The organism is Marinobacter sp. DUT-3 (assembly GCF_050379435.1).
Classification (GTDB): domain Bacteria; phylum Pseudomonadota; class Gammaproteobacteria; order Pseudomonadales; family Oleiphilaceae; genus Marinobacter.
The window spans coordinates 1,063,089-1,085,587 of the sequence record NZ_JBNRMG010000001.1 but is presented as its reverse complement, the minus strand read 5'-3'; the positions used below and the strand labels follow the sequence as shown (position 1 = coordinate 1,085,587).

The 22,499-nt window shown below is 58.1% G+C and carries 22 protein-coding genes; 10 read left to right on the top strand and 12 right to left on the bottom strand.

All coding sequences use genetic code 11. The features are described from left to right. Positions 1-28: 28 nt before the first annotated feature. The 7 genes from ACQUWM_RS04885 to ACQUWM_RS04855 form a co-directional block, all read right to left on the bottom strand. A complete protein-coding gene (locus ACQUWM_RS04885) occupies positions 29-229 on the bottom strand; it encodes a hypothetical protein (protein ID WP_428921357.1) in 201 nt (66 codons plus the stop codon). Positions 230-411: 182 nt separating this feature from the next. Then, entirely contained in the window at positions 412-1,005 is a 594-nt protein-coding gene (locus ACQUWM_RS04880) for a hypothetical protein (protein WP_428921356.1), read from the bottom strand. 343 nt (positions 1,006-1,348) lie between these two features. Further along, positions 1,349-2,044: an NrdJb gene (locus ACQUWM_RS04875; RefSeq protein ID WP_407000798.1), complete on the bottom strand. Its 696-nt coding sequence runs from the start codon at positions 2,042-2,044 to the stop codon at positions 1,349-1,351. Between the two features lie 28 nt (positions 2,045-2,072). After that, on the bottom strand, positions 2,073-4,211 hold the full coding sequence (locus ACQUWM_RS04870) for an adenosylcobalamin-dependent ribonucleoside-diphosphate reductase (protein ID WP_428921355.1): 2,139 nt from the start codon (positions 4,209-4,211) through the stop codon (positions 2,073-2,075). 510 nt (positions 4,212-4,721) lie between these two features. Then, positions 4,722-5,516 carry an ABC transporter ATP-binding protein gene (locus ACQUWM_RS04865; RefSeq protein ID WP_406984212.1) on the bottom strand — a complete coding sequence of 265 codons (795 nt, stop codon included), beginning with the start codon at positions 5,514-5,516 and terminating at the stop codon, positions 4,722-4,724. Between the two features lie 10 nt (positions 5,517-5,526). Beyond that, a complete protein-coding gene (locus tag ACQUWM_RS04860) occupies positions 5,527-6,429 on the bottom strand; it encodes an ABC transporter permease (protein WP_428921354.1) in 903 nt (300 codons plus the stop codon). A 66-nt stretch (positions 6,430-6,495) separates the two neighbouring features. Continuing rightward, complete coding sequence (locus tag ACQUWM_RS04855) at positions 6,496-7,470, bottom strand: ABC transporter substrate-binding protein (protein WP_428921353.1); 975 nt, start codon at positions 7,468-7,470, stop codon at positions 6,496-6,498. Positions 7,471-7,760: 290 nt separating this feature from the next. Here ACQUWM_RS04855 and ACQUWM_RS04850 point away from each other — a divergent pair, with 290 nt between their 5' ends. Both ACQUWM_RS04850 and ACQUWM_RS04845 read left to right on the top strand, forming a co-directional pair. Then, the gene (locus ACQUWM_RS04850) at positions 7,761-9,428 is read left to right on the top strand and encodes an AMP-binding protein (RefSeq protein WP_428921352.1); all 1,668 of its coding nucleotides are present in this window, start codon (positions 7,761-7,763) and stop codon (positions 9,426-9,428) included. A 153-nt stretch (positions 9,429-9,581) separates the two neighbouring features. Next, positions 9,582-10,067, top strand: coding sequence for a thioesterase domain-containing protein (locus ACQUWM_RS04845; RefSeq protein ID WP_428921351.1), 486 nt, complete (start codon positions 9,582-9,584; stop codon positions 10,065-10,067). A 28-nt stretch (positions 10,068-10,095) separates the two neighbouring features. On the opposite strand, the gene ACQUWM_RS04840 is transcribed toward ACQUWM_RS04845, so the two are convergent. Continuing rightward, on the bottom strand, positions 10,096-11,784 hold the full coding sequence (locus ACQUWM_RS04840) for an ABC transporter permease (protein WP_428921350.1): 1,689 nt from the start codon (positions 11,782-11,784) through the stop codon (positions 10,096-10,098). A 149-nt stretch (positions 11,785-11,933) separates the two neighbouring features. Next, on the bottom strand, positions 11,934-12,950 hold the full coding sequence (locus ACQUWM_RS04835; RefSeq protein WP_428921349.1) for a Fe(3+) ABC transporter substrate-binding protein: 1,017 nt from the start codon (positions 12,948-12,950) through the stop codon (positions 11,934-11,936). Positions 12,951-13,138: 188 nt separating this feature from the next. On the opposite strand from ACQUWM_RS04835, the gene ACQUWM_RS04830 reads away from it, so the two are divergent. The 3 genes from ACQUWM_RS04830 to ACQUWM_RS04820 all read left to right on the top strand — a co-directional run bounded on the left by ACQUWM_RS04830 (position 13,139) and on the right by ACQUWM_RS04820 (position 15,561). Next, positions 13,139-13,411, top strand: a complete 273-nt coding sequence (locus tag ACQUWM_RS04830) for a PilZ domain-containing protein (protein WP_407000790.1) — start codon at positions 13,139-13,141, stop codon at positions 13,409-13,411. Between the two features lie 71 nt (positions 13,412-13,482). Next, positions 13,483-14,076, top strand: coding sequence for a hypothetical protein (locus tag ACQUWM_RS04825; RefSeq protein WP_428921348.1), 594 nt, complete (start codon positions 13,483-13,485; stop codon positions 14,074-14,076). 168 nt (positions 14,077-14,244) lie between these two features. After that, positions 14,245-15,561, top strand: a complete 1,317-nt coding sequence (locus ACQUWM_RS04820) for an HD-GYP domain-containing protein (protein WP_428921436.1) — start codon at positions 14,245-14,247, stop codon at positions 15,559-15,561. Between the two features lie 24 nt (positions 15,562-15,585). Here ACQUWM_RS04820 and ACQUWM_RS04815 read toward each other — a convergent pair whose 3' ends face one another. Beyond that, entirely contained in the window at positions 15,586-16,707 is a 1,122-nt protein-coding gene (locus tag ACQUWM_RS04815; protein WP_428921347.1) for an organic solvent ABC transporter permease, read from the bottom strand. A 273-nt stretch (positions 16,708-16,980) separates the two neighbouring features. Here ACQUWM_RS04815 and ACQUWM_RS04810 point away from each other — a divergent pair, with 273 nt between their 5' ends. Genes ACQUWM_RS04810 through queF form a run of 3 tightly spaced genes read left to right on the top strand, consistent with a single transcriptional unit; the run spans position 16,981 to position 19,540 of the window. Beyond that, complete coding sequence (locus tag ACQUWM_RS04810; RefSeq protein ID WP_428921346.1) at positions 16,981-17,922, top strand: ABC transporter ATP-binding protein; 942 nt, start codon at positions 16,981-16,983, stop codon at positions 17,920-17,922. Next, positions 17,919-18,692 (top strand): ABC transporter permease, encoded by a 774-nt coding sequence (locus ACQUWM_RS04805; RefSeq protein ID WP_428921345.1) that lies wholly within the window; start codon positions 17,919-17,921, stop codon positions 18,690-18,692. Before ACQUWM_RS04810 ends, ACQUWM_RS04805 begins: the two co-directional genes overlap by 4 nt. 29 nt (positions 18,693-18,721) lie before the next feature. Continuing rightward, the gene (gene queF, locus ACQUWM_RS04800) at positions 18,722-19,540 is read left to right on the top strand and encodes an NADPH-dependent 7-cyano-7-deazaguanine reductase QueF (protein WP_428921344.1); all 819 of its coding nucleotides are present in this window, start codon (positions 18,722-18,724) and stop codon (positions 19,538-19,540) included. Between the two features lie 20 nt (positions 19,541-19,560). Here queF and ACQUWM_RS04795 read toward each other — a convergent pair whose 3' ends face one another. Both ACQUWM_RS04795 and ACQUWM_RS04790 read right to left on the bottom strand, forming a co-directional pair. After that, positions 19,561-21,000 (bottom strand): adenylate/guanylate cyclase domain-containing protein, encoded by a 1,440-nt coding sequence (locus ACQUWM_RS04795; protein ID WP_428921343.1) that lies wholly within the window; start codon positions 20,998-21,000, stop codon positions 19,561-19,563. A gap of 1 nt (position 21,001) precedes the next feature. After that, entirely contained in the window at positions 21,002-21,313 is a 312-nt protein-coding gene (locus ACQUWM_RS04790) for an Mpo1-like protein (protein ID WP_407000783.1), read from the bottom strand. Between the two features lie 295 nt (positions 21,314-21,608). Here ACQUWM_RS04790 and flgB point away from each other — a divergent pair, with 295 nt between their 5' ends. After that, positions 21,609-22,007, top strand: coding sequence for a flagellar basal body rod protein FlgB (gene flgB / locus ACQUWM_RS04785; protein ID WP_407000782.1), 399 nt, complete (start codon positions 21,609-21,611; stop codon positions 22,005-22,007). Positions 22,008-22,039: 32 nt separating this feature from the next. Next, positions 22,040-22,489, top strand: a complete 450-nt coding sequence (gene flgC, locus ACQUWM_RS04780; protein WP_428921342.1) for a flagellar basal body rod protein FlgC — start codon at positions 22,040-22,042, stop codon at positions 22,487-22,489. Positions 22,490-22,499: the final 10 nt, after the last annotated feature.

The window sequence follows — 22,499 nt, the reverse complement described above, 5'->3', positions numbered from 1 at the left end:
ACCGTCGCCGTGGCTGGCATGGTTATGTTTAGTTGCGGCTGAGCTTCACTTGCTGGGAAGTGCAATCAACTGTAGAAACAGTCCCCATGAAGGCATTTAGCTTTACCCCACACTTTTCGATGTTTAGTCCATTGTTGCCATCGCTTGAGATGTTCGTCACATACGGACCTGCCGTGGTGCAACCTGACATCGAGGCAACCAAAAACAGTGTTACTGCAAACTTCTTCATACCTTCTCCTTACTCTACTTCGTGGGTAACTCGGAAACATAACACCTAAGCATTTAATGGTCGTGCGCAGCATGACCTTTAAATGCTTAGGTGTTGAACTAAACCGCTTCGCGGTAGCGAGCGGTTTAGTTCAACGCCCCCGCTAAAACGCGCGATTTTCAGCGTCGTTTTTGAGCGGCTTGTTAGAGGTTTTTGCACTTATGCAGATAAAGATTATGTAGCGAAACATACACATTGATAAGCCCCCAGACATGATCCACACATGCTTTGCTAAGCTCTCTATTAATAGCCCATTTGCGACCGCTGTGTATGAATTCGTTTCTAATGTTAGCCGCGTGTTGTACGAATTCATCTATCGCAACATAGTCAAGCACGACCGCTGCACTAGCCTTTTGGACAGCCTCTTTCCATTTGTCGCCAGTCAACGCGCGAAATAGCTTATCTTGTTTTTGGATGTGGGATTTATTGTCCGCAAGAAGCCTCTCCTGAACACCATCTGGAAGGTGTTGATTACTCATCAAGCGAGATATCAGATTTTCAAGCAAAGCTTCCCTTAGTGTGCAAAAAAATATTACGACGGATATATCGTGGGGCCCATCGCCTTCATATAGCTGGTCGTATCCAGCGCCACCTGGTGGACTGTGGTAGGACTCTTGAATCAAGTCAATGAGGATGTGAATGTTTATATGGAAATGCATCCTACCACCTGAACTCTTGTAACCGCATGCGGGGCATTCAAATCCTTTTCTCATCCGCTCTTTGTTACGGTCCAGCACACTGCACTCCTGACACTCTAGCCAGTCGGCAGTTAACATACTTAAAGGTTGTCCTCGAATTTCAGATAGCTCCATGAACTCGTATACCTCTAACAACGTACTTAACAGAACGCTTCATTATTCCAAAACATGACTTCAATATTATTGCGCGTCGTTATTACGCAGAAATATAGAATATACGTCTAAAAGTAGCCTAGATTTCAAGATGTTGCGAGCCGGATGCCTAGCTCAGCCGTAATATCGCCACGTAATAACGAAACGGTCAAACGATTACGGCGGCCCAAACAAAAAAGGCCCGAAGCTTTCACTCCAGGCCTTCTTCATCAATCACCGGTCAATCACCTCAACCGCACTTACTATCGCCACAAGACAGGCAAGTCGCACACCCGTCCATCACGATCACCGCCTTGGTGCTGCACTTGCCGCACATGGTGGCGTTGGCGGGGTAGTCGCTGGCCTTTTCGTCGTTGGTGGCCGTGGAGTGGCCGGCTTCGAATTCGGCGCGCTTTTCGGCGAGGATGCGCTTGGTGGTTTCGCTCATTTCCTCGTTTTCCAGCAGGCCGATGGCCTTCAGGTGTTTCTCGATCACGGCGCCGATTTCAGCCACCAGGGACGGCATGAATACGCCGCCTTTCTTGAAGTAGCCGCCGTTGGGGTCGTACACGCTGCGCAGCTCTTCCACCAGGAAGGTCACGTCGCCACCCTTGCGGAAGACCGCAGAGATAACACGGGTGAGGGCGATTACCCACTGGAAGTGTTCCATCGACTTGGAGTTGATGAACACTTCGTACGGCTGCCGGCTTTCGTGGTCGGTGTCTTCGTTGAGCAGGATGTCGTTGATGGTGATGTACATCGCGTGCTCGGCGATCGGCGGCTTGATCTTGTAGGTGGTGCCCAGCAGGAAGTCCGGCCGTTCGATGTATTCGTTCATCTCAACGGGCTTGGTTTCCGCGTGCACCGGCGCCTGGTGTTCGGTGGCTTCGGGGTCGGCTTTCTTTACGCGGTAGCCGACGATTTTGTTGCTGATTTTAACTGTCATGTTCGTTGTCCTGTGTCGGGTTCCCGGATCAATATTTACCGTAGGTGCCTTCTTTGAGGGCGTCGAAGAGGTTGGCGGCGTTGTGGATCTCGCCGTCGTACTCCACCTGTTCGTTGCCCTTCAGGGTCACCTTGCTGCCGTCGTCCAGTGTGAATTCATACAGAGTGTTTTCCAGGTCTTTCTCTTTCACCAGTACACCCTGGAACGCCTCGGGGTTGAAGCGGAAGGTGGTGCAACCCTTCAGGCCCTTGTCGTAGGCGTACATGTAGATGCCCTTGAAGTCCGGGTAGGCGAAGTCCGTGGGCACGTTGGCGGTCTTGGAGATGGAAGAGTCCACCCACTTCTGGGCCGCGGCCTGGATATCCACGTGCTGCGTCGGCGTGACGTCATCGGAGGTGGTGAAGTAGCTTGGCAGCTTCTTGTCTTCGTCCTCGGAGAACGGCATGGCGCCCTGGTTGACCAGGTGGCGGTAGGCCAGCAGTTCGAAGGAGAATACGTCGACTTTTTCCTTGGTCTTGCGGCCTTCGCGGATGATGTTCCGGGCGTAGTGGTGCGAGAAGCTCGGCTCAATGCCGTTACTGGCGTTGTTGGCCAGTGACAGGCTGATGGTGCCGGTCGGCGCGATGGAGGTGTGGTGCGTGAAGCGACCACCTTTCTCGGCCAGTTTCTCGATCAGCTCCGGTTCCACGCCGGCAATCTGCTGCATGTAGCTGCTGTACTTGGCGTGCAGCAGCTTGCCCTTGAGCTTGTCGCCCAGTTTGTAGCCGTCTTCGCTCAGCTGCGGGCACTTGGACAGCATTTTGGGGGTAATCTCGAACTCGTCGTCCATGATCGGCGCCGGGCCTTTCTCTTCGGCCAGGGCCAGGGACTGGCGCCAGCCTTCCACGGCCATCTCGCGCACCACTTCTTCGGTGAACTGTACGGACTCTTCAGAACCGTAGGGCATGCGCAGCATGGCGAGGGTGGAACCCAGGCCGAGGATGCCCATGCCGTGGCGGCGCTTGTAGGTGATTTCGTGGCGCTGTTCTTCCAGCGGCAGGCCGTTGATTTCCACCACGTTGTCCAGCATGCGGGTGAAGATGCCCACCACCTTGCGGTATTTCTCATAGTTGAAGCTGGCCTTGTCGGTGAACGGGTAGTCCACGAACTTGGTCAGGTTCACCGAGCCCAGCAGGCAGCTGCCGTACGGGGGCAGGGGCTGCTCGCCACAGGGGTTGGTGGCGCGGATGTCTTCGCAGAACCAGTTGTTGTTCATCTGGTTGACCTTGTCGATCAGGATGAAGCCGGGCTCTGCGTAGTCGTAGGTGCTGGTCATGATGGTGTCCCAGATGAACTGGGCTTTCAGTGTGCGGTAGATGCGGCACGCAACCTTGCCTTCATCATTGACCACGTAGCCTTCCAGAATGGGGAAGTCGCGGTACACGAACTGTTCCGGATCGTTCAGGTCCAGGCCTTCTTCTTCCACTTCTTTCTCGGTGACCGGGAAGGACAGGTGCCAGTCGTCACCGTTGCGGACGGCTTCGATGAAGTCTTCGGTGATCAGCAGCGACAGGTTGAACTGGCGCAGGCGGCCGTCTTCACGCTTGGCCTGGATGAAGTCGATGATGTCCGGGTGGTGAACGTCGAAGGTGGCCATCTGTGCGCCACGGCGGCCACCGGCGGAAGACACGGTGAAGCACATGCGGTCGAAGATATCCATGAACGACAGCGGGCCAGACGTCGTTGCGCCGGCGCCGGCCACGTAGGCGCCACGGGGGCGCAGGGTGGAGAATTCGTAGCCGATGCCGCAGCCGGCTTTCAGGGTCAGGCCGGCTTCGTGGTTCTTTTCCAGGATGTCGTTCATGGAATCCTGAACAGAGCCAGACACGGTACAGTTAATGGTGGAGGTGGCCGGTTTGTGGGCCTCGGCGCCGGCGTTGGAGGTAATACGCCCCGCCGGGATCGCGCCGTGCTGAAGGGCCCAGATGAAGTCCTTCATGTGTTTGGCGCGGTTGGCCTTGGCTTCCACCTGGGAAAGGGCAGTCGCTACGCGTTCGTAGGTAGCGTTGATGTCCTTATCGACGGGTTCGCCGGTTTTGGTCTTGAGCTGATACTTGCTGCTCCAGATGTCGAGCGAAGCTTCCTGCATTGGAATTGTTGTTATCACTGCCTGTGCTTTAGCGTTCATTGCCACCCTCAATCTTCCAGTATGTCTTAATAAATGGCTGTCGGTGACCCCGAATACAACCATACCCCAGTTGGAACGTGCTGATTTTTACGGGCCAGGGTGTGTGTCCTGGCCGGATTGCGCTCTTTTTGAACAAAACCACTATATGTGGTGTTGACCTCGCCGGTCTTTTTGCCGTTTTCCGGGGAAGGGCCATGCCTGTAGCTGGCGGCCGTGGCGACCCTGGCGGCTTATTTGGGCGATGGTCAGAAAATATCCATGCGACCCTATATATGGGCGTCTTTCGAATGAGTATAACAGGATATAGTGGTCTGTGAATAAGAAGACAACTATCGCTTGTGGGTCTCAGGCAAAGAAAATCAATGGAAAAGGGCTTGAATCCGGGGAATTGCCCGGAAAATCGCCAGGTTGGACGTTTGGCCTACAAAGCACAACATGTTGTGGTTAAAAAATGGCCGAAAAAAAGGCGGGACCCTGTCCCGCCTTTTTGTGGTTCCGGGGTTGAGTCTGTCAGTCCAGCAACAGGCTGTCGTCGTCGATTTCCAGCCCCCGTTGCTTTTCGAACAGTCCCAGCAGGTCTTTGACCTCCAGACCTTTGCGCTTCTCACCTTCGATATCAAACACCACTTCGCCCTGGTGAAGCATCACGGTGCGGTCACCGACCTCCAGCGCCTGCTTCATGCTGTGGGTGACCATCAGGGCGGTGAGTTTCTGCTCCTCGATGATCTGGGTGGTGAGCTCCAGCACAAACGCGGCGGTTTTGGGGTCCAGCGCGGCGGTGTGCTCGTCCAGCAGCAGGATGGCGGAGGGCGTCAGGCTGGCCATCAGCAGGCTGACGGCCTGGCGCTGACCACCGGAAAGCAGGCCCATCTTGTCGCCCAGGCGGTTTTCCAGCCCGAGCTTGAGTGAAGACAGGCTGTTGCGGAACTGCTCCATGTACTCTTTCTTCACCGCGGCGGTCAGCCCACGGCGCTGGCCACGCTTGATGGCCAGGGCCAGGTTTTCCTCAATGCTCAGCCCTTCGCAGGTGCCGGCCAGCGGGTCCTGGAACACCCGGGCAACGCTGCCCGCGCGTTTGTGGGTGGGCAGTTTGGTGACGTCCTGGTTGTCGACAATGATCTTGCCGCTGTCCACCATCACTTCGCCGGCGAGGGCGTTGAGGAAGGTGGATTTGCCGGCGCCGTTACTGCCGATCACGGTGACAAACTCACCCTGGTTGACGGTCAGGCTCATGCCCCGCAGTGCGGGGTTTTCCAGGGGCGTGCCCTTGCCAAACGTCAGTCTGAGATCCGTTGCGCTAATCATGCTGTACCTCTCAGGCTTTTTTGCGGGTGAAGCGGGCGGCAACCGAGGTGCGCACACCGGGCAATACGATGGCCAGGGTGACCAGTACCGCCGTGATCAGGTTGAGATCCTGCGACTGCAAGCCGAGGAACTCCGCGTTCAGGGCGAAGGCGATGGCCAGCCGGTAGATGATGGCGCCCACCACACAGGCAATCAGAGCCTTGATCACTGTGTTGGGGGTAATCACCGCTTCGCCGCCAATCAGCGACGCCAGGCCGATCACAATCACGCCCACACCCATGGTGACGTCCGCTGCGCCCTGGCTCTGGGCGAAGAGCGCGCCCGCCAGGCCAACGAGGCCGTTGGACAGGGCAACACCGAGAATGATCATGCCGCCGGTGGCAATGCCCTGGGCCCGGGCCATGCGGGCGTTAGCGCCGGTGGCACGCATGGCCAGGCCGGTTTCGGATTTCATGAAACGCCACAGCAGGATCAGGGATACGAATACCACGATCACGAACAGCAGCACCGGCACCTGGTGGTAGGCCAGCCCCAGGTCGTACCAGGGCGTGAGCACGGTTTCCTCGGTCAACAGCGCCACGTTGGGGCGGCCCATGATGCGCAGGTTCACGGAATAGAGCGCAATCATGGTGAGGATGGACGCCAGCAGGTTAAGGATATTCAGCTTGACGTTGAGCAGGGCGGTGACCGCACCGGCGGCCATGCCGGCCAGTATGGCGGCGCCGGTGGCGATCCAGGGATTCCAGCCGGCAAGAATCAGCATGGCGGCGACGGCCGCCCCGAGGGGGAAACTGCCGTCGACGGTCAGGTCCGGAAAATCCAGGACCCGGAAAGAGAGGTAGATACCGAAGGCGACCAGACCGTAGATCAGACCGGTCTCGATAGCGCCGTATAGAGCAATGTCACTGAGCATGGGTAATATTCGCTGTAAAAGAATACGGGCGGGCCCTTGTGAGGCCCGCCCGTATTGAGTCAGGTGTTACTTATCGCTTTTGACGATTTCCTGGGCATCGTTCAGCACATCTTCGGACAGGGTAATGCCCATGCGCTCGGCTGCTGCGGGATTCACGAACAGGTTCAGCGTGTCAACGGATTCAACCGGCATTTCTCCCGGGTTGGCGCCGTTCAGCACCCGCGCGACCATGCTGCCGGCCTGGCGGCCGTGGTCGTAGTAGTCGAAGCCGAGGGCTGCAACGGCGCCACGGCTGACGGTGGCGGTGTCCGCTGCGAAAACCGGGATCTTGGCGCGCTCACCTACGGATACAACCGCTTCAGCGGCGCTGACTACGGTGTTGTCGGTGGTCAGGTAGATGGCATCGGCCTTGCCCACCAGGGAGCGGGCCGCGCCCAGCACTTCAGAGGTTTTGGTGGCGGCGGCCTTGGCCAGTGTCAGCCCGCGGGCTTCCAGGCGCTCTTCCAGCAGTTCCACCAGGGCGACGGCGTTGGCTTCACCGGGGTTATAAACGGTGCCGATGGTCTTGGCGTCTGGAACCAGGCGTTCCAGCAGGTCAATGTGGTGTTCAATCGGCAGCATGTCGGTAACGCCGCTGATGTTGGCGCCCGGGGCTTCCAGGCTCTTCACCAGTTTGGCGCCTACCGGATCGGTGACGGCGGCGAACACCACGGGGATGTTGCGGGCGGCAGCGGCCATGGTCTGCGCTGAAGGCGTGGCGATGGCAACGATGACATCGGGACCTTCGCCCACGAATTTGCGGGCAATCTGAGAGGCGATGGCGGCATTGCCCTGGGCGCTCTCATGCATGACCTCAAGGTTATCGCCTTCGGTGAATCCCTGTTCGGCCAGTTCATCCCTGACCCCCTGGTAAACCGCATCCAGGGCCGGATGTTCCACAATCTGGGTGACGGCAACCACCCGTGGTTCGTCGCCTTGTGCCAGTCCCGCTGCGGCCAGCAGGGTTGCACCAATCAGGGTTCGCAGAGTCTTCTTGGCCATAAGCCCTTTCTCCCGAGAGTGTTGAGCGGTGATTCATGGTTTTAAAGGTGCGGAAGTTTACCACACGGAAACAGATAGCGGGGTAGGGGAAGTTACCTGATTCGTATCAAAGCGTTGCAGAAAATCGGTAAAAACATGATAAATGCAATAACTTTATCGCCATCACGTTTTGACGAGAGGAGGTGTGTTGCAATACGCTACGAAAGTCTTATAAGCCCGCAAAGAGGCCGGCTCTCACGCGACACACGCAGTTCCCAATAACTCAAATAACTGTAAGCAAGGAAAGGTCCATGGACACAACAAACAAACTCCCCCTGGATATGGTGTATTACTGGGAAAAGGCCAAGGCCGATTCCCTGTACATGACACAGCCAATGGGCGATGGACAGGTGGTTGAATACACCTGGAAACGTGCCGTTGATGAAGCCCGCCGCATGGCGTCTTACCTGAAGTCCCTCAACCTGCCTGAGAAGAGCAGGGTGGGCATTATTTCCAAGAACTGCGCGCACTGGATCATGTCCGACTGGGCGATCTGGATGGCGGGCCACATTTCCGTACCGCTGTACCCGACCCTGAATGCCGACACCGTCAGTTATATCCTGGATCACAGTGAATGCGAGGTGGTGTTCATTGGCAAGCTGGATGACTGGGACATGATGAAGCCGGGCGTGCCCGAAAGCGTCCGTTGCGTGTCTTACCCGCTGAGCCCGCCCAACGATTTCGAAACCTGGGATGACCTGGTCGCCAAGTTCCCGCCGATGGAAGAAAACACCACCCGCGACGCGGACGAGCTGGCCACCATTGTTTACACCTCCGGCAGCACCGGTCGTCCGAAGGGCGTTATGCTGAGTTTCCGCAACATGGCCTATGCGGCTGCAGGCGGTACCGAAGTGTTGGGCGTGGGCCCGGACGAGCGCATGCTCTCCTACCTGCCGCTGGCTCACGTATTCGAGCGCACGTTTGTGGAGCTGGGGTCGCTGTATTCCGGTTTCCAGTTGTTCTTCGCAGAATCCCTGGACACGTTTGTGCAGGATCTGCAGCGCGCGCAGCCGACCCTGTTCCTGTCCGTGCCGCGCCTGTGGGTGAAGTTCCAGCACGGCGTGTTGCAGAAGCTGCCCAAGCAGAAGCTTGATAAACTGCTTAAGATTCCTCTTGTAAGCGGCTTGATTAAAAAGAAAGTTCTTAAGGGGCTTGGTCTGGACAAGGTGAAGCTGGCCGGCAGTGGTTCCGCGCCGCTGTCCCACGATGTGCTGGACTGGTACCGCAACCTGGGGCTTGAGTTGCTGGAAGGCTATGGCATGTCCGAGAACTTTGCCTATTCCCACATGAACAAGCCGGGACGCTCCCGCACCGGTTATGTGGGCGAGGCGCTGCCCGGGGTGGAAGTGAAGATCAGCGATCAGGGCGAGGTGCTGGTGAAGAGCCCGGCCACCATGATGGGGTACTACAAGGATGAGGAGAAAACCCGCGAAACCTTCACCGAAGACGGTTTCCTCAAGACCGGTGACAAGGGTGAGATCGATGAGATGGGCCGCCTCAAGCTGACTGGCCGCATCAAGGAAATCTTCAAGACCAGCAAGGGCAAGTACATTGCTCCGGCGCCGATTGAAAACCGCCTGATGTCCCACGATGCCATTGAGATGGTGTGTGTCTCCGGCGCCAACCAGACCCAGCCACACGCGCTGGTGATGCTGGGCGAGGAAACCCGCCCGAAACTGGCGGACGAGGCTTTCCGCAAGGAACTGGAAGACAGCTTCAAGGACCTGATTCAGGAAGTGAACAAGACCGTTGACCCCCACGAGCAACTGGCGTTCATTACCGTGGTCAGTGATGAGTGGTCCATCGAGAACAGCTTCCTGACGCCAACGCTGAAACTGAAGCGCAACGTGGTGGAAGATGCCTACGAGGAGAAAGTGGACAGCTGGTACGCTCAGCGCCAGCCGGTTATCTGGCAGTAATAGCTGCCGTTAACGTGCGGGGCAACCCGCCGATGGCCACAGGGAAGCCCGGATTCGTCCGGGCTTCTTTCATTCTGGTGACAAAAAGCCTACATAAGTCGCATAGGGCAAGCGTGGACAAGGGAATAAACTGAGGGTAATCAAGGAGGGGCTATGACTCAGTTAGAGCGTTTCCAGAAACGCATTCATGAATCCATTCCGCTGACCCGTGCGCTTGGCCTGGAAGTGCTTTCCTATGACGGCCATGCCCTGTTGGTGAGTGCGCCGCTGGAACCCAATCACAATCACCAGGGCACCGGTTTTGGTGGCAGCGTTTACTCGGTAGCGGTCACGGCCGCCTGGGGGCTGATCGAGCTGGCCATTGCCGATATGGGGCTGCGGGGCAACGTGATGGTCCAGAGCGGCAGCATGGATTATCTGACCCCGGTGGAGGGAGATTTCTACGCCCTGTGCCGGCTTCCCGCCGGAGAGATACCGGATCGCTTCAGGAAAAGCCTTGCCCGCCATGGCAAAGGGCGCCTGGCGTTGCACGCGGATGTGTACTGCGGTGAGCCGACGAACGATCCCAAGGGCGCACCGGTAGCTACCTTTCAGGGCCGTTTCGTGGTCCAGGATGCCGGTTCCAGGCCGATGCTCTGACCCTCTCTGATCCCGGGTCGGCGGCGCATCAGGCGATGCTGCGGCTGGCCGAGATGGATCGACTCATCAGGATGATCGGAATAATACCCGCCAGAACAATTATCAACGCCGGTAACGCGCTGTGGGCGAGCCGTTCATCGGAGGCAAACTGGTACACGTAGGTGGCCAGGGTGTCGAAGTTGAACGGTCGCAGGATCAGCGTTGCGGGCAACTCCTTCATGCAGTCCACGAACACCACCAGCGCGGCGGTAATCAGCGTGCCCCGAAGCATGGGCAGGTGGACGCGCACCAGGGTGCTGCCGGGGGTATGCCCCATGGAGCGGGATGCCATGTCCATGCTTGGGGTGATTTTCTGCAGGGCGCTTTCCACGCTGCCGGCTGACACCGCCAGGAAGCGCACCGTATAGGCGAACACCAGGGCAAAGGCCGAGCCGCTTAATAGCAGGCCGGTGCTGATGTCGAAGGTGTCCCGCATCACGCTGTCCAGCCAGTTGTCGAAGCCTGCCAGGGGGATGATCACACCGACCGCCAGTACCGCGCCGGGCATGGCATAGCCGAGGCTGGAGAGGCGCATCATGATCTGCATGCCCCGGGTGTCGTGCAGCCGCCGGCTGTAGGCGAGGGTAACGCCGATCAGCAGGGTGGTCAGCGCTGCGGTTCCGGACAGGAACAGGCTGTTCAGGGTGTTGCGGATAAATTCGGAGTTCCAGCTTTCGTCAAAGTATTCCCAGGCGTACTGGCCCAGGGTAATGGCCGGAATCGCAAAGCCCAGAATAACCGGCGCGGCGCACACAGCGATGCAGATCAGTTGCCGGGGCCGGGACAGGGTAAAGCGGCGGATCGGATCCCGGTTGTCGCGCGCCGCGAACTGTTGTTGCCGGCGGCGGGAGTAGCGTTCGAGGGTGACCAGGATCACCATGAAGATCAGCATGGTGCTGGCAATCTGCGCGGCGCCGCCGAGGTTGCCCAGGTTCATCCAGGTGTCGAACAGGCCGGCGGTCAGGGTCTGCACGGCGAAGAAATCAACGGTGCCGAAATCGTTGAGGGTTTCCATCAGCACCAGGGACAGGCCCACGGCGATGGCGGGGCGGGCGATGGGCAGAACCACCCGGAAAAACGTACTGATGGCCGAATGCCCCAGGCTGCGGCTGACGGCAAACAGTGAAGGCGACTGCTCCAGGAAGGCGGCGCGGGCCAGCAGATACACATAAGGGTACAGCACCAGCCCGATCATCAGGGTGGCGCCCTCCAGGCTGCGGATTTCCGGGAACCAGTAATCCCTGGCGCTCTCCCAGCCAAAGATCTCCCGTAATGCTTTCTGGACCGGCCCGGCGTAGTCAAGCAGGCTGGTGTACACATAGGCAATGACGTAGGCGGGAACCGCGAAGGGCAGCAGCATGGCCCACTCGAAGAAACGGCGGCCGGGAAATTCGCACATGGTGACAGCCCAGGCGGTTGCCAGTCCGATCACCAGTGTAATAATCGCCACTCCGGCCATCAGTTTGAAGGTGGTGACCAGGTAACGGGGCAGGGTGGTGTCCAGCAGGTGGGGCCAGATGTTTTCATCGGGGAACAGGGCCAGGAAAAGAACCGATACAACCGGGAGTGCGACGATCGCCGTGGTAAGGGCAGCGGATATGAGCCACCGCTTGGAGGTACGTTTCGCCAGCAGGGGTTGACCTAGCCCGGTTTCACCGCTGGTACCTGCCTCGGTCATGTCGTTCCTTTAGTGCTCCTGAAAAGAGCCACGATTCTAGTCACCTACGGCTGTGCCTGCAATGACTGGTGTGACCCGACCACGGGGTTTTTGGCCCTCGCAGACAAAAAAGGGTGGGCCAGGCCCACCCTTTTCAGACAGACATCGGCTTACAGGTTGTCGTAATCAACCCGATCAACCAGTTTGACGGCTGCATTGCGGTTGTTGGCAATTTCCTGCAGCGACAGCTGGTCAGGATTGATTTCACCCCATTCTGCCACCTGGCCGGAAGGGCTGACGTCCGGGTTTGCCGGGTATTCGGTGTTCGCTTCCGCGTAGATGCGCTGGGCTTCCTCGGTGGAGAGGAATTCCATCAACCGAACGGCGTTGTCGCGGTTGGGCGCGCTCTTGGTGAGCTGGATACCGCTGATGTTGACGTGGGTACCACGGCCGTCGGCATTGGGGAATACCAGGCGAACGGCTTCGGCAGCCGGGCGCTGGTTCTCGTCGTTCAGCATGTTGCCGTAGTAGTAGCTGTTACCAATGGCCAGGTCACATACGCCTTCGGCGATGGCCTTGATCTGGTCACGGTCGCCGCCCTGGGGCTTGCGGGCCAGGTTGTCTTTCACGCCTTCCAGCCACTTCTCGGTTTCTTCTTCACCGTGGTGGGCGATCATGGAGGAGATCAGCGCGATGTTGTACGGGTGCTTGCCGCTGCGGGTGCAGATGCGGTTGTCCCACTTGTCATCCGCCAGTTCTTCGTAGGTGGTGATTTCACCTTCTTCAACCCGGTCCTTTGAGGCAAAGATCAAGCGGCCGCGGGTGGTCAGGGCAAACCACTTGCCATCCGGGTGACGCAGGTTTTCCGGGATGTTGTTGGCCAGGGTTTCGTTTTCCAGGCTGGCGACCAGATCACGCTCGACCAGGTCGTTGATGCGTGAGATATCAACGGTCATCACCACGTCGGCCGGGCTGTTGCGGCCTTCACGCTCCAGGCGTTCGGCCAGGCCTTTCTTGGCGAAGATCACGTTGGACTTGATGCCGGTTTCTTCCTCGAATGCGTTGAGCAGGGGCTCCAGAAGGTAAGCCTGACGGTAGGAATAGATGTTCACTTCGCCTTCCGCGGAAGCGCTTAGGGGCATGACCGAGAGGGCCATGGTTGCAGCAGCAGCCAGTTTCATTCGCATGGTGTGACGTCCTTTCTCAAGCAGGTTTGAGCCGTCGTTAACTTGTTATGATGACGGCATTAAAAACAACAACCATTCTCATTTGTGTTAGCGGTTGTGTCAAGTTGACTATTGCAATTTTTATGATGAATGGTGATATGCTTCGGAGGAATAGAAAAAACCATGCAAAATCGGTGGATAAGCAGTCTATGGTTGACAAGGATCGGAGAGAGTTCGGGCGCACCGCGATGAGTGCAAAGGTGAAAGTACGCCATGAGTTGTTGGGGGAATTTGTGTTCTCCACCCGGGATATCTCCGACGGCGGCATTTTCATCGTGGTTGAGGGTGAGTCATTTGATGCTGCCATCGGCGACAAGGTGGAAGTGCAGGTGCAAGGCCTGCCGGTTCCCGCGCCGGTGCTGGAAATGGAAGTGGTTCGCCGGAGCAATGACGGTTTCGGTTTGCAATTTGCGGATCAATAAACGGTTTCCCCTGCCTGGCTGTGGATAATGGCGGTTTCTGAACACCCATTTCCAGCCGTGATTCCGACGCCATGAAAAACCATCGCTTTTGTCTGCTGCTTTCGTGCCTGCTGTGTTTGCCGCTCGTGCTTGGCGGTTGCGCTTCCTACTACAGCCATTACGGCCTGTTTCCCGCCGAAAACTCCGAAGGTGATCCGCGCCAGATCATGCTGAACTGGCAGACCGCTGACTATCCGGACTGGTGGTTCGTGGCGGACAAGTCCACGCCTATCACTGTGACGACCCAGTGCAGCACCCGCAGCTGGCGATTGGCGGATGACTCCCACGCAGAGGCCGGTGAATGCGCCGATGGTATCCGTGCCTGCGGTCAGGCCGGTCTTGATCGGGTGGCGGCAAGTGGCGAGCCGGCGGACGACGAAACCCTGTGCCTGTCGGTGAACGCCGGTGAGGCGGAGGCGAAGGTGGTGGATATTGGTGCTTCCCTGGAGCTGCTGGTGTCCTGCCGGCCGGCTGTCACCCGCCGCGGTGAAGGCGACGATCAGGAAGGCGTTGATTACCTGCGAGCGTCACCGGTGCCGTATATTGTCCACATCCGCACATCGCCACGGGGCGCGCTGAATGGGCGCCCGCCGGTCATGGATGATTCGGTTTGTGACGCAGATTGACACTTTTGTACCAGAAGTGTGAGTTCCGTCACGTTGCTACATTTTGTTTCTCCGTGATAGCAAGCGTTACCTCCTGTTGCTTTTGGGTTACTTTGGACTACAAAAATGTAATGGAATCTGGCGTTGGTGGCGTCAGAATAGTGAGTATCGATTATTTTGATTCAAGGGGTGCGCGTCGTGGGCGTTCGTCAAAGGAAAATCGCCGTACAAGACTTAGAAGTCGGCATGTTTGTGTCCGAACTGGACCGGCCGTGGCACCAGACACCGTTTCCGATCCAGGGCTTTCCTATCCGCTCCCAGGATGACATCCGGTCGGTAGGATCCCACTGCAAGTGGGTTGTCATCGACATCGCTGAACTGCGCGAAAAGGTGAATCTCGGAAAACCGGCGGGGCCGGTGTTTGGAAAGCGTGCAAGAAATCTTGGTGGCAACCGTGAAGTGATTCAGTTGCCGCCGTTGCAGATCAAGGAGCCGGTCGAGTACGAGACCACCGCTACCCTGAAGAAAGAGCTCAAGGTTTCAGGGAGGGTGCTCGCCGATGTCGAGACCGCACTGAGCCGGGTGTTTGGCTCGGTTCAGCGGGAGGAAACGCCGGATTTGAGAGAGGTGGCAGGCGTCACCCGCAAGATGGTCTCCAGTGTGGTTCGTAATCCGGATGCTCTGCTGTGGCTCAGCCGTACCCGTGAACACGATGACTATATCTACCGGCATGCCATGAACACAGCGGTATGGGCGCTGGTGTGTGGTCGCCATCTTGGCCTGAATGAAGGGCTGCTTAACCATCTGGGCCTGGGTTGCCTGTTGTCCCAGGTGGGCAAGACCGAACTGCCTGTGGAGCTGCTGAAGAAAGAGGGCCGGCTGGATGCCGATGAATTCGCCCGCTACCGGAGTTATGTCGGGCGCGGCGTCGCGATGCTGGATGGGACCGGCGTGTCCCGTGCGGTGGTCAGCGTAGTGCAGGGGCATCGGGAGCGCCACAATGGCTCGGGCTTCCCGGAAGGTGTCCGCGGGGATCGCATCCCGTTACTGGCGAAGATCGGTGGCCTTGCCGAGTTTTTTGAAACCCTGATTGGCCCCCGGGAAACCTCCGAACCGATGACGCCGGCCAAGGCGGTGAACCTGCTGTATGACATGCGCAACATCGAGTTTCAGGAAGATCTGGTTGAGAAATTTATCCAGGCGGTCGGAATCTATCCCACCGGAAGCCTGGTTCAGCTTAATAATGGCCAGCGTGGCATTGTGGTGTCCCATTCCGCGGAACGTCGCCTGTGGCCTCGTGTCATGGTGATGACGGACCAGAACCAGCAACCGTTGCAGTCCGCGAAGATCATCGATCTGGCGAGTTTCAACGAGGACAAGGGCCCCGGCGAGACCCTGTCCATTGCCGAGTGCCTGCCCCATGGCACGGAAGGGCTCAATCCGGAGCACTTTGATGTCACCGGTACGGAATCCCGCTGGAACCTGTCGCGACTGGTCGGTTCCTGATCCGATCTGAAGCCCCCGGGTGAGTCAGTCGATGATCACCCTGAGGCTTTTCCTGATCCAGCGATAGCTGTTTGCGGGGCGGAAATTGATGATGATTTCCGATTCGCCTCCGCTGTCTCCCGCGATAAAGTAATCCACCGTTGCCGATTGCCAGCTGAATGAATGAACCACCACATCCTGGTCACGGGTGCTCATGGCTTCGATGGCTGCCAGATCCGGTTCCCCGTTGATGCGGCGGATTCCCGCTTCCTTGATGTCGGTCTCACTGGCGGGGTGGTTGGCGGTTTCTCTGCCCAGGTAGTAGCGGTTACCGATGACGGTGGTGATGGCATCCAGTTCGCGGGTCAGGTAGTCCTGTGCGGCCTCGGCGTCAAAGTCCTCCAGGCTGCGGACGGATTCAAGAATGCGGTCACGCCTGCTTTTCAGGTCTTCCTGGTACTCCTGGTCGGGGTCCCGCAGGTCTTCATCCTCGGGGCGGGGCATGGCGTTATCAATCTCGGCCTGGGTGGGCGGGGCCTGACAGTGCTCGTCATCCGCCGGGTAGAAGCAGATGGCGGCCAGTAACTGGTTGGCTGGTGACGGGGTGGCGCCACGTTCGGTGAACTCGCTTTCGCTGACGGTGAAGTCAATGGGCGCGGTCAGGTCGGGCAGTGCCCGGTTCAGTTGCCTGACGACCCGGTCGCGGATTTCAATGCCTTCGCCTTCCCCAATGGTTTCATCCCAGTTCAGTGCCAGCAGGAAACGGGTGAGGTTGAGCAGTGTGGTGTCGGTCAGCAACTGTTGCTCGGTGATCTGGTGAGAGCGCAGGCCTTCATCGTCAAGGCCTGGGCTGTTGAGTCTCTCGCGGATGTCAGCGAGGAATTCCAGCGGGGTCGTGAATTCGGCGGCGGGCACTTCTTTGGCCAGGGTGAGGTCGCCAACGGCAAAGGTCAGGCGTTCCCCGGGGTAGTAACGGAACTGGCCGCTGTCATCGGTTGTCTCGCTGCGGCTGGCGCTGGTGTAGTGCAGGCCGCTGATGCCGTTGTAGGTGAGTGAGCCGGTCCGGGTGTCATCACCGCCGCCTCCGCTGTCGCCGCCGAGGCAGCCGGACAATGAGAGCACTGCCATCAGTGGCAGGGATAATCGAAGAAGCTGAACGGATCTCATGGTCTTGCGTACATTCCCTGGTCCTGGGGCCTGCGGTGCAAACGCGACGGGTTTTGCCGGGCCTTTTGTAAATTGTTGTAACCGGCATTATAGGGACGGGCGCGTGGGGATATCGGGAATCCTGTCGCAGTTTGGTGTTTTACCCGGGCGGTGGGTTTCCATGGCGGCGACTTGAAAATTCCGTTGGCGCCACAACTTAAAAGACTTCTGGTTTTACGCATCACACTCTTGGCCGGGCACGCTGACCCGACACGCCACTATTCTGGGTAGTTTATGACCAACGCACTGGAGATCGAGGGGCTGACCAAAACCTACGGTGATGGTTTTCATGCTCTCAAGGGGATCGACATGAACGTCAGGCAGGGGGATTTCTTCGCCCTGCTGGGCCCGAACGGGGCCGGGAAATCGACCACGCTGGGTATCGTGTGCTCCCTGGTGAACAAGACCGGGGGCAAGGTGAGGGTGTTTGGTTACGACATCGATACCCACCTGTCCGATGCCAAGCTGAACCTTGGGGTGGTGCCCCAGGAGTTCAACTTCAATCAGTTCGAAAAGGTGTTCGACATCGTCACTACCCAGGCGGGCTATTACGGCATCCCGCTGAAGAAGGCCAGGGTGTCGGCCGAGAAGTACCTGCGCCAACTGGGGCTTTGGGACAAGAAGGATACCCCGGCGCGGATGCTGTCCGGGGGCATGAAACGCCGGCTGATGATTGCCCGTGCGCTGGTGCACGAGCCCAAGTTGCTGATTCTGGACGAGCCGACAGCGGGCGTTGATATCGAACTGCGCCGGTCCATGTGGACCTTCCTGGAGGAAATGAACCGCCAGGGCACCACGATTATCCTGACCACCCATTACCTGGAAGAGGCCGAGGCGCTGTGCCGCAACATTGCGATCATCGATCATGGGCGGATTCTGAAGCACACCAGCAAGCGTGAGCTGCTGCAGCAGTTGCATGTGGAAACCTTCGTGCTGGATACCGAAACCGCACTTGAGGGCGCGCCAGCGCTGGACGGCTTTCCGTGCCGCCTGAGTGATGAGGGCGCGCTGGAAGTGGAGGTCCAGAAGGGCCAGGGCCTGAACCAGGTCTTTGTGCAACTGGAGCAGCGGGGGATCAAGGTGGTCAGCATGCGGACCAAGGCCAACCGCCTGGAGGAGCTGTTCATCCGGATGGTGGAAGAGAACGCCCGGGAAGTCGAGGGAGGTGACGCATGAAAATCCAGGCAATGGTTACGGCATTCAACACCATCGTGATCCGGGAGATTCGCCGTTTCACCAGGATCTGGCCCCAGACCCTGTTACCACCGGCGGTTACCATGACGCTGTACTTCATCATTTTCGGTAACCTGATTGGTTCCCGGATCGGTGATATGGGGGGCTTTGATTATATGTCCTTCATTGTGCCGGGGCTGATCATGATGGCGGTGATCACCAGTTCCTACGCCAATGTGGTGTCGTCGTTCTTTTCGATGAAGTTCCAGCGCAGCATCGAGGAACTGCTGGTTTCGCCGGTGCCCAACTGGATCATCCTCGCCGGCTATGTCTGCGGCGGTATGGCCCGGGGGCTGGGGATCGGGCTGATCGTGACGCTGCTGTCGCTGGCGTTTACACGGCTGGAGATCCATAGCCTGCCGATGGTGGTGATTACGGTGTTCCTGACTTCGGCGCTGTTTGCCCTGGGCGGGTTTATCAATGCCATGCTGGCCACCAAGTTTGATGATATTTCCATCGTGCCCACGTTCGTGCTCACGCCGCTGACCTATCTGGGCGGGGTGTTCTATAGCATCAGTATGCTGCCGGATTTCTGGCAGGCTGTGTCCATGGTGAATCCGATTCTGTACATGGTGAATGCTTTCCGGTTTGGTATTCTGGGCGTATCGGATGTGAATCCCTTTGTGGCACTGGGTATGATTCTGGTGTTTATTACACTGCTGACGGCTATCTCGCTGCGGATGCTCAAGCGTGGCAAAGGCATTCGCCACTAAGTTTCAGGACCGTTTTAACAGGACACACCATGGCCCTTAACGATGCCCCCCTGGGCAAATCCAGTGAATACCCGGACCGCTACAATCCGGATCTGCTTTTCCCCGTGCCGCGGGAGGAAAACCGGCGCCGCATTGGCTTGTCGGATGGCCGCTGGCCGTGGTTCGGGGAAGATCTCTGGCAGGCCTGGGAGGTGTCCTGGTTGCGTGCTGATGGTGTGCCGGCCGTGGCCTGGGCGGAAATCCGTTTCCCGGCTGCTTCGCCCAACATTATCGAATCCAAGTCTCTGAAGCTGTACCTGAACTCCCTGAACCAGGCGGTGTTTTCGTCGCCTGAACAGGTCGCGGATGTGATCACCCGGGATCTGTCCAGCGGCAGTGGCGCGGCGGTGCAGGTGACCATGCGCAGCGTGGATGAGGGCGCCATGGCGGAAGGCCGCCCGCAAGGCTATGAACTGATTGACGGCGGCACGGTTGACGATGTGACCTACGAATACGCGCCGGAATCCCTGTCGGCGTCTGGCGAGGTGGTATCGGAAAGCCTGTGCTCGCATCTGCTGAAAAGCAACTGCCCCGTGACTGGCCAGCCGGACTGGGGCACGGTGATGATCCGTTACACCGGGCCGAAACTGGATCGCCGGGGATTGCTTCGCTACATCGTCAGCTTTCGCCAGAAGCAGGATTTCCATGAGCACTGCGTGGAAACCCTGTTTACCGACATTATGGCGAGGTGCAAACCGGAAGCGTTGATGGTGTGTGCCCGTTATACCCGCAGGGGCGGGTTGGATATCAATCCCTGGCGCAGCACCGATCCGGACGACGGTCCCGGGGCCCGGCTGATTCGCCAGTAAAACTCAGAAGGGGGAGGGGGTCAGCGAATTTCCTCTTCCTGCCGCAAGCGGTCGGCGGCATCTTCCAGGGCGTTCAGGATGGCCTGACGTTCCCTTTCGGTGATCTTGTCGGAATCCAGGTACATGGCAAACCCGCTGTGTTCGTGTTCCAGGAAGCTGCGGTTCGGGCCCATGTCACGGCGGAAGTCCACCACTTCATAAATGGGTACCGGCTTGCCAAAGCCTTTCACCGTAATCTCACCCTTGTCCCGGCACATGATGCGGTCCTTGATCAGTGAGAAGGTTTCATAGGACACCAGTATTTCACCGGGATCGGCCAGGGATTCCAGCCGGCTGGCCAGGTTCACTTCCTTGCCGATGATGGTGTAATCCATGCGGTTTTCCGCGCCGAAGTTCCCGACCGTGGTATAGCCGGTGCTGATGCCCATGCGGATTTCCAGCGGAGTCTTGATGCCCTGGCTACGCCACTTCTGGCGCATGATCTTCATGTGCTTGCGCATCTCGATTGCCATGGACACACAGGCAAAGGCGTCTTCCCTCTGGCCCCGGCTGGTGGGGTCACCGAAGAACACCATAATGGAGTCACCAACGAACTTGTCGATGGTGCCGCCGTATTTCAGCGCCACTTCGGACATGCCGTTGAAGTAGTGGTTGAGCAGTTCAGTCAGTGCTTCCGGCTCCATTTCCTCGGACAGCTCGGTAAAGCCCTTGATGTCAGAGAAGAAAACGGCGAGTTTCTTGCGCTGGGTTTCCAGGCGCACGTCCCGCTCACCAGTGAAAATTGACTGCCAGACCTGGGGAGACAGGTACTTGGACAACTTATGGGAGAGGGCGATGGACTGTTCCCGCTGGTTCTGGATCTGGCTCTTGGCCATCATCAGCGCCCGGGCCTGCTGGTGGGAATAGAAAGCCGTGACGCAGATATACAGGCCGGTTGCGAGCAGCGACAGAATGCTGGTCAGCAGGGGCGCCTGAAGACTCTCCGCCGGCCCGAAAATGGCGAGCCCCACCGACAGGGATGCCGCCATGAACACGGAGCCGAACACCCACTGGCGGAAGCCGCCGACAATCAGGCAGCTGAACATCAGCATCATCATGACCGACACGGATGGTATGGCCGTTGCTCCGATAGCACCCACAAAGCCGCCGCCAATCACGCAATCGACCATCAGCATTTTCTGGCGGATACGAGAGGAATGTCTGAGGAAGGTGCGGCGGGTCAGAAGGTGCGCCAGGTGAGGCCAGATCAGCGCCCCGGCGATCATCCAGAGCATCCAGTCGGGAAATGCGCCCTGGAAAACACCCGCGGCGATAATGGCGGCCGCGGCGGTGAACCCAAGGATGCGCCCGTTGTAATCCGGCATCGGCGGAATGGCGATGGGATCAATCTGCGCGTCCACGGCAGTGGACTTGCTGGCGCTGGCGCTGGCATTGCGCAGATCCACGGGGGCGCTCATCATATCAGAAGCGTATCCGTCCGATGAGGATGTCGCGGAACATCACCCAGTCCCCCATCAGGCTGTACAATGGGTATTTGAAGGTCGCCGGGCGGTTTTTCTCGAAGAAGAAATGTCCGACCCAGGCAAATCCGTAACCGATCACGGGCAGCAACAGCAGCCAGACCAGTTTGGCGGTTACAATGGCGTAAAGGGCAACGATGATAACAAGAAGGCTGCCGACAAAATGGAGCCTGCGACAGGTCAAGTCGCTGTGCTCTTCCAGATAGTACGGATAGAACTCAGAAAAATTGCGAAAAGCGCTTTGCTCACTCATGGTTTCGCTACCGGCTCATTTATAGTTTTTCGAAAGTCGGACTACGACGAAAGGTTAACAGTTATACAGAAAAGCCACAATTCAGTTCGGGCCTTTCCGAATCTGTCCACAGGGGAAAGTCATTGCCGCTTCTCCTGCCATCTCGTCCGGCAAGACCTCCGAATTTGCCGCCTGACCCTCTCCAGCCCGCTGTATTCATAGCCTCCCGAAAACTGGCATCGACGTTGCTTTGTCTACTGCAAAGAGGTGAACCGGCAAACCAATGCAGGGCCGGGCACAAGGTTCTGGAGGCAATATGGCAATTTCCTTTGATAAAGCACTGGGTATTCACCAGCACGCCCTGGAAGCCAGGGTTCAGCGTGGTGAGGTATTGGCGAACAACCTCGCGAATGCCGATACCCCAGGCTACAAGGCCAGGGACGTTGATTTCCGCGCGATGATGGAAAAGGCACAGCAGAGTGTCAGCGGATTCAACATGGAGCGGACTCACGACGCCCACATGGATACGACGCCCGGTGGCCAGGACAACGAGCTGCTCTACCGCGTGCCGCACCAGCCTTCCGTGGATGGCAACACGGTGGATACCCAGCAGGAGCAGAGCCGGTTCATGAGAAATGCCATGGACTACCAGGCGAGCTTCCAGTTTCTGGACGGCAAATTCTCGGGGCTGAAGAAAGCCCTTTCAGGTCAGTAATCGGGCGCAGCCACTAGCTGAGGAGCATCAACATGTCCCTGGGTAACATATTTGATATCGCCGGTTCCGGCATGACTGCGCAGTCACTGCGGTTGAACACCACTGCATCCAATATTGCCAACGCGGAAACCGCCAGTTCCAGCACCGAAGGCACGTACAGGGCACGCAAGCCCGTGTTTGCCGCGATCCAGCAGTCCATGCTGAACCCGGACCAGAAAGATCTGGCGTTCGGGAGCGACGAAGGACCCGGCGCCGGGGTTCGTGTGGACGGCATTGTCGAGAGTGATGCGGAACTGCAGATGCGATACGAACCGAATCACCCCGCTGCCAATGAGGACGGCTACGTGTTCTACCCCAACGTCAACGTGGTTGAGGAAATGGCAGACATGATGTCCTCATCCCGCAGCTACCAGATGAACGTGGACATTATGAACACGGCGAAATCCATGATGCAGCGCATTCTTACACTTGGGCAGCAGTAACCGGGCGAGG